The organism is Pseudomonas sediminis, assembly GCF_002741105.1.
GTDB classification, from domain to species: Bacteria; Pseudomonadota; Gammaproteobacteria; order Pseudomonadales; family Pseudomonadaceae; genus Aquipseudomonas; species Aquipseudomonas sediminis.
This window is the reverse complement of the sequence record NZ_NIQU01000006.1, coordinates 316157-322306: the sequence shown is the minus strand read 5'-3', so window position 1 is coordinate 322306 and position 6150 is coordinate 316157. Positions and strand designations below refer to the sequence as shown.

Below are 6150 nucleotides of genomic sequence, written 5' to 3'. Positions count from 1 at the left end.
AGTTCCACTTCGATGCCGAAGCCGGTGGGGATGGCGCCGATGCCGACGGTGCCTTCGATGAAGGTGTCAGCCGGGATGCTCAGCTTGTCGCGGGCGGCGACGAATTTCAGGGCGCCGAGGAAGCAGGCGGAATAGCCGGCAGCGAACAGTTGCTCCGGGTTGGTGCCGTTACCGCCGGCGCCGCCGAGTTCTTTAGGGGTGGTCAGGGCGATGTCGAGGATGCCGTCGGAGGACACAGCGCGGCCTTCACGGCCACCAAAGGCTTCAGCGGTTGCACGGTAGAGAACGTTTTCGATAGTCATGGCATTGATCCTTGTCGGTGAATTAGGGATGGATTGGCTTGCTAACATTTTGTGCGCTAACCGTTTCCATGGGGCGAACTATATTGCGCAAAACATTTGCGTGCAAGATAAGTGTATGGAAAATTTAGCTATACCACCTTGCGCTTATTGGCATAAGCGCGGCGCGGGTCGATGTTTGCTCTGGCGCTCGTCGCGGATATTGAGTGTTTCGCCGGCAGGTCGGTGCGCTGTGTGCACCTGATCAGCTGCCTGGGGCGCCATCTGTGGTAGGCTGTGGCGATTTTCACCGGTCCGTCTTTCGACAGGAGTGTTCATGTCCCTGACCCGTATTTCCCTTGCTCTGGCGCTCGCGCTGGGCAGTAGCGTCGCTCTGGCTGCCGACCCCGATCAGGTCATTCGTCAGTCGCTCAAATCGCTCGACGCCAACCTGCCTATCGAGGCCATTGCCGAGAGCCCGATGACCGGTATCTATCAGGTTCAACTGGAGGGAGGGCGTCAGCTCTACACCAGTGCCGATGGTCAGTTCCTGATCCAGGGCTATCTGTTCCAGGTCAAGGACGGCAAGGCTGTGAACCTGACCGAGATCGAAGAAAGCCGTGCGGTGGCACAGCAGATCAACGCCATTCCGGCCAAGGAGATGGTGGTGTTTGCGCCCAAGGCGCCGAAGACCCATATCACCGTCTTCACCGATACCGACTGCGGTTACTGCCAGAAGCTGCACAGCGAGGTGCCGGAGCTCAATCGCCTGGGCGTCGAAGTGCGTTATGTGGCTTTCCCGCGCCAGGGCCTGAACAGCCCGGCGGCCAAGGAGCTGGTCAGCGTCTGGTGCGCCAAGGATCAGCAGGATGCGATGAATCGCGCCAAGACTCGCCAGAGCGTTGCTGATGCTACTTGCGATAACCCAGTGGCCAAGCAATATCAGCTTGGTCAGATGATTGGGGTCAACGGCACGCCGGCCATCGTCCTGGCCAACGGCAAGATGATTCCGGGTTACCAGCCGGCGCCGCAATTGGCCAAAATAGCTTTGGAGTCAAACGACTGAGTGCGGATTGACTAACAAACAGCCGCTTCGTAAGGTGCGGCTCTTTATCTTCGGCCGGGGCATGCTCCGGCCGTTTCGTGCAGTGCTGATGGGGAATTGAGTGTGAAGCCGGTCAAAGTAGGCATCTGTGGGTTGGGCACCGTCGGTGGCGGTACGTTGAATGTACTCAAGCGCAATGCCGAGGAGATTACTCGGCGCGCCGGTCGCGGCATCGAGATTGCCCAGATCGCCATTCGCTCGCCCAAGCCTCAGTACGACACCACCGGCATTACCATGACCAGCGATGTGTTCGAGCTGGTCAACAACCCCGAGATCGATATCGTCATCGAGCTGATCGGCGGCTACACCCTGGCCAAGGAGCTGGTGCTCAAGGCCATCGAGAATGGCAAACACGTGGTCACCGCCAACAAGGCGCTGATCGCGGTGCACGGTAACGAGATCTTCGCCAAGGCACGTGAGAAGGGCGTTATCGTCGCCTTCGAAGCTGCCGTGGCTGGCGGTATTCCGGTGATCAAGGCGATCCGCGAAGGCCTGTCGGCCAACCGCATCAACTGGCTGGCCGGCATCATCAACGGTACCGGCAACTTCATCCTCACCGAGATGCGTGAGAAGGGCCGTGCCTTCGAGGACGTGCTCAAGGAAGCGCAGGCGCTGGGTTATGCCGAAGCCGATCCGACCTTCGACGTCGAAGGTATCGATGCCGCGCACAAGCTGACCATCCTGGCTTCCATCGCCTTTGGCATCCCGCTGCAGTTCGACAAGGCCTACACCGAAGGCATCACCAAGCTGACCACGGCTGACGTGAATTATGCCGAGGCGTTGGGCTATCGCATCAAGCACCTGGGCGTCGCTCGTCGCACCGAGGTCGGCATCGAGCTGCGCGTGCACCCGACGCTGATTCCGGCCGACCGCTTGATCGCCAACGTCAACGGCGTGATGAACGCGGTAATGGTCAATGGCGATGCGGTTGGCAGCACCCTGTACTACGGTGCTGGTGCTGGCATGGAGCCGACTGCTTCGGCAGTGGTGGCCGATCTGGTGGACGTGGTGCGTGCGTTGACCACCGATCCGACCAATCGTGTGCCGCACCTGGCGTTCCAGCCGGACTCGCTGTCCGATCACCCGATCCTGCCTATTGCCGAGTGCGAGAGCGCCTACTACCTGCGCATCCAGGCCAAGGATCATCCGGGCGTGCTGGCTCAGGTGGCGAGCATCCTGTCGGAGCGCGGTATCAACATCGAGTCGATCATGCAGAAGGAGGTCGAAGAGCAGGACGGCCTGGTGCCGATGATCCTCGTGACCCACCGCGTGGTCGAGGCGCGTATCATCGAGGCCATCGCCGCCATGGAAGCGCTGGATGGCGTGACCTCGCCGGTCATGCGTCTGCGCGTCGAACAGCTCAACTAATCCCGTGTCCATCCGCAGGCGCAGGCCTGCGGATGCAGCCGAACGAAGGTTTATCCCATGCGCTATATCAGTACCCGCGGCCAGGCGCCGGCCCTGAATTTCGAAGACGTGCTGCTGGCTGGCCTGGCCAGTGATGGCGGCCTCTACGTGCCGGAGAATCTGCCGCGTTTCACCGTTGAGGAAATCGCTTCCTGGGCTGGTCTGCCGTACCACGAACTGGCCTTCCGAGTTATGCGCCCGTTCGTTGCCGGCTCCATCGCCGATGCCGATTTCAAGAAGATCCTCGAAGAAACCTACGGTGTATTCGAGCACAACGCCGTCGCGCCGCTGCGCCAGCTCAACGGTAACGAGTGGGTGCTGGAGCTGTTCCATGGTCCGACCCTGGCGTTCAAGGATTTCGCCCTGCAACTGCTCGGCCGCCTGCTCGATCACGTATTGGCCAAGCGCGGCGAGCGCGTGGTGATCATGGGCGCTACTTCCGGCGACACCGGCTCGGCGGCCATCGAAGGCTGCAAGGCCTGCGACAACGTCGACATCTTCATCATGCACCCGCACAACCGTGTGTCCGAGGTGCAGCGCCGGCAGATGACCACCATTTTGGGTGAGAACATCCACAACATCGCCATCGAAGGCAACTTCGACGACTGCCAGGAGATGGTCAAGGCCAGCTTCGCTGATCAGGGCTTCCTCAAGGGCACGCGCCTGGTAGCGGTCAACTCGATCAACTGGGCGCGGATCATGGCCCAGATCGTTTACTACTTCCATGCGGCGCTGCAGCTCGGCGGCCCGGCGCGCTCCATCGCCTTCTCGGTGCCGACCGGCAACTTCGGCGACATCTTCGCTGGCTACCTGGCGCGCAACATGGGCCTGCCGGTCAGTCAGCTGATCGTCGCCACCAACCGCAACGACATCCTGCACCGCTTCATGAGCGGTAATCAGTACGTCAAGGAAACCCTGCACGCGACCTTGTCGCCGTCGATGGACATCATGGTCTCGTCCAACTTCGAGCGCCTGCTGTTCGACCTGCACGGCCGTAATGGTGCCGCCATCGCCAGCCTGATGGACAGCTTCAAGCAGGGCGGCGGTTTCAGTGTCGACGAAGATCGCTGGACCGAAGCGCGCAAGCTGTTCGATTCGCTGGCGGTGGATGACGAGCAGACCTGCGAAACCATCACCGAGGTTTACAAGGAATGCGGCGAGCTGCTCGATCCTCACACCGCCATCGGTGTGCGCGCCGCACGTGAGTGCCGTCGCAGCCTGGCGACGCCGATGGTGGTGCTGGGTACCGCGCATCCGGTCAAATTCCCCGAGGCGGTGGAAAAGGCCGGTATCGACGCTGTTCCGGCGTTGCCGGCGCACCTGACCGATCTGTTCCAGCGCGAGGAGCGCTGCACGGTGCTGGCTAACGACCTGAAGACCGTGCAGCAGTTCGTCGCGGCTCACGGTAATCGCGGCAAACCGCTCTGAGGTGTTCTGCTTCGATGAAACCGGCGCCCTTGTGGCGCCGGTTTCGTTTGTGGCTGGCTCAAAGGGCGAAAATCAGTGCCAGCAGCGCCATCAGAATGATCAGGATCAGCCAGATCAGTGCGTTCAGACGGCTGGCTCGCACGACGCCGGCGCCGCGCAGATGCACGGGTGGATCGTCTTCCAGGTATTGATCGATGCGACGTTCGGCTTCCTGCTGATCGTTGGCCAGGTATTCGCTCAGCAGGTCGATGGCGGCCTGACGTTGGCCTGCATGCACGAGCTGGCGTACTGCGGGTGGGAGTTCATTCATGGCACTGTCTGTCTCTCGGGTTGGCGGTCATAACTGAGACCCGGTTAGCGCTTTTTTGCGTGCGCAACGAAGGTACCTGAGGTTTAATTCGACACTTCGCGAATGGATGCGTTTTAGCCGAATCATGGATGAGCCCAGGTGCCTGCCTCTCTTCTTCCCATTCCAGTCCGCTTTTCGGTTGCCTTGCGCCGAGGATGACGCCTGCGCGCTCGTCTGACGAACGGCATCACATTTATCACATGTGAGTTCTTTACATGTTCACATGTAAGAGTCTAGTCTGCGTCTCATGGACAACAAATCATCAGCCCATTACCAGCGTCTTTATCGTCAGCGTCTGCGTGAGCAGGGGTTGATCAAGAAGGAAGTCTGGATATTGCCCGAGCATGCGCCGTTGTTGGTCGCGTTCGAGCGCAAACTGCGCCAGCCACAGTCACTGCTGGCTTCGATGGAGAAGGAGGAGGGTATGAGCATGCCTCAAGTTTGGACCGCCCAGGCGCTGCATGAAGCGCTGGCGGCAACGGAACTGTTCCAAAGCGCTCAGGCCAGTATCGAGCTGATTCAAGGTGCCGATGCCAGCCTGCACATCACCATGCGTGAGTACGGCGACCTGCCGTTGTTCATCGCTGTATTCGGTGAGCAGATCATCGTCGAGGCGCTGCTCTGGCCGGCGGCGGACGTCAAGGATTCGGTGACCTTCAACGAAGAAGTACTGCGTACCCACAAGCTGTTCCCGCTGTCGTCCATCGGCCTGGAGAAAATGGTCGACGGGCGCGATTGCTACACCATGTTCGGTGCGTTGAGCTCGTCCTCGACCTTGTCCGATGTGGTGTTCGAAATCGAGTTGCTGGCGGACAACGTGATCAAGGCCACCGAAGCCTATGAAGGCTTCCTCAAGACCAGCGCCTGAGAGGAGATAAGACGATGAATGTCTGGAGCAAATTGCTGACGGCGCTGCGTGGCGGCGCCAATGAAGTGGGTGAGGCGGTGGTCGATAGTCAGGCCCTGCGTATCCTCGATCAGGAAATCCGTGACGCCGATGTCGAGCTGCGCAAGTCCAAGGAAGCGCTGGCCGAGATCATGGCCAAGCAGAAGCTGGCCAGCGACAAGGTAAACAAGAGCGCGGCGAGCATCGCCGAGTACGAACAGTACGCGCTGAAGGCACTGGACGCGGGCAACGAGACCCTGGCCAAGGAAGTCGCCGAGAAGATCGCCAACCTGGAAATCGAACAGGCCAGTGAGCGTGAGCAGGCTGAAGGCTTCGCCGCCAGTGTAGCCCAGCTGCGCAAGGCCGTGACCCAGGCTGAAGGCAACATCAAGCGCCTCAAGCAGCAGGTGGATACGGTCAAGGCCACCGAAAGCGTGCAGAAGGCGCAAATGGCTGTGGCCCAGCGCTACGGCGGCTCGCAAGCCAAGCTGCAGACGGCGGTCGAGTCGCTCGAGCGCATCAAGCAGAAGCAGGCCGAGCGTGCGGCGAAGATGGAGGCTTCGGCTGAACTGGCTGCCACCAGCGCGCCGGACGATTCGCTGGAAGCCAAACTGCGTGCTGCCGGCATCAAGGCCGACAACGCCAGCGCCGACAGCGTGCTGGCCAGGCTGAAGGACAAGTCCAAGGCCTGATCAGA

General features: G+C 60.6%; 7 protein-coding genes. 5 read left to right on the top strand and 2 right to left on the bottom strand.

Going from position 1 to position 6150, the window contains the following annotated elements:
• On the bottom strand, positions 1-302 hold a 302-nt coding region (locus CDO35_RS16600), incomplete at its 3' end, for an Ohr family peroxiredoxin (protein ID WP_099525792.1).
• 313 nt (positions 303-615) lie between these two features.
• On the opposite strand from CDO35_RS16600, the gene CDO35_RS16595 reads away from it, so the two are divergent.
• The 3 genes from CDO35_RS16595 (at position 616) to thrC (ending at position 4218) form a co-directional block, all read left to right on the top strand.
• The gene (locus CDO35_RS16595) at positions 616-1344 is read left to right on the top strand and encodes a thioredoxin fold domain-containing protein (RefSeq protein WP_099525791.1); all 729 of its coding nucleotides are present in this window, start codon (positions 616-618) and stop codon (positions 1342-1344) included.
• Between the two features lie 102 nt (positions 1345-1446).
• On the top strand, positions 1447-2751 hold the full coding sequence (locus CDO35_RS16590; RefSeq protein WP_099525790.1) for a homoserine dehydrogenase: 1305 nt from the start codon (positions 1447-1449) through the stop codon (positions 2749-2751).
• Positions 2752-2808: 57 nt separating this feature from the next.
• The gene (gene thrC, locus CDO35_RS16585; protein ID WP_099525789.1) at positions 2809-4218 is read left to right on the top strand and encodes a threonine synthase; all 1410 of its coding nucleotides are present in this window, start codon (positions 2809-2811) and stop codon (positions 4216-4218) included.
• Between the two features lie 58 nt (positions 4219-4276).
• On the opposite strand, the gene CDO35_RS16580 is transcribed toward thrC, so the two are convergent.
• Positions 4277-4528 (bottom strand): hypothetical protein, encoded by a 252-nt coding sequence (locus CDO35_RS16580; RefSeq protein ID WP_099525788.1) that lies wholly within the window; start codon positions 4526-4528, stop codon positions 4277-4279.
• A 286-nt stretch (positions 4529-4814) separates the two neighbouring features.
• Between CDO35_RS16580 and bacA the strand changes: the two genes are divergently transcribed.
• Positions 4815-5435: a biofilm formation regulator BacA gene (bacA, locus tag CDO35_RS16575; protein ID WP_099525787.1), complete on the top strand. Its 621-nt coding sequence runs from the start codon at positions 4815-4817 to the stop codon at positions 5433-5435.
• A 14-nt stretch (positions 5436-5449) separates the two neighbouring features.
• Positions 5450-6145 (top strand): PspA/IM30 family protein, encoded by a 696-nt coding sequence (locus CDO35_RS16570; protein ID WP_099525786.1) that lies wholly within the window; start codon positions 5450-5452, stop codon positions 6143-6145.
• Positions 6146-6150: the final 5 nt, after the last annotated feature.